The sequence below is a fragment of the Streptomyces sp. AC627_RSS907 genome (assembly GCF_019049165.1).
Genome location: NZ_JAGMUE010000619.1, coordinates 1 through 703, shown reverse-complemented (window position 1 = coordinate 703; position 703 = coordinate 1). Strand labels below are relative to the sequence as shown.

Here is a 703-nt window from a genome sequence, read left to right as displayed (position 1 = left end):
GGAATCCGGGGGCTACCTCGATGCACTCGCCGCCGTTGTCGCCGCTGTAGCTGCTCTTGCGCCATGTAGCCGCGCTGAGTTCGGGGGTCTTCACCTTGGTCGTACCTTCCCATCACGTCGCTGATCAGAGTGGCAGTCTCGCTGGCCGATAGCGATTCTGTCCGCAGTAAATCGTATGTCCGTCCGGCGTCCCGGACGACGGTTGGGTCATTGACGAAGTGCCCGCTGTTGACTGACTCGGAGTACAGCACCTCGCGTCCCTGGGGCAGCGTGATGAGCCATAGCGACGTGGTGGGGCGCGCGGTCTCCTTCCGCGTGGCGAGCAGCACTTGGATCACCATGTTCGCCGTGCGCTGGACGTTCAGCAGGTGGGCGCACTGATCACGCATGACGTCCGCCCCGCCCACGACGTTATAGAGCGCGCTCTCTTCGAGCACCACGCGCAGTGGGGGGCCGTCGATGTCAAGGAACCGCTCCTGTCGACTCAGCCGCGCCTGCACACTGTCTTTCACCTGTTCAGGGCTCAGTCCCTTTCGCGTGAACAGTGCCGTGGCGTAGTCCGGCGTCTGTAGCAATCCAGGCACCAACTGCGTCTGCCACACGCGCAGACCGACCGCCCTCGCGTCCATCTCCGCACGTTTCTTGAACCAGTCCGGATGCGCGGGATGGGTGGAGTACCAGTCCACCTTGCCGCACATCTCCA

Annotated in this window: 1 protein-coding gene and 1 pseudogene; both read right to left on the bottom strand. The window is 63.6% G+C overall.

Going from position 1 to position 703, the window contains the following annotated elements; genetic code table 11:
- Positions 1-94, bottom strand: a 94-nt coding sequence (locus KUM32_RS45130) for a DUF397 domain-containing protein (RefSeq protein ID WP_217146307.1), incomplete at its 3' end; no start/stop codon positions are given.
- A gap of 85 nt (positions 95-179) precedes the next feature.
- Positions 180-629: pseudogene (locus KUM32_RS44355) on the bottom strand (DUF5753 domain-containing protein); the annotation flags it as partial.
- Positions 630-703: the final 74 nt, after the last annotated feature.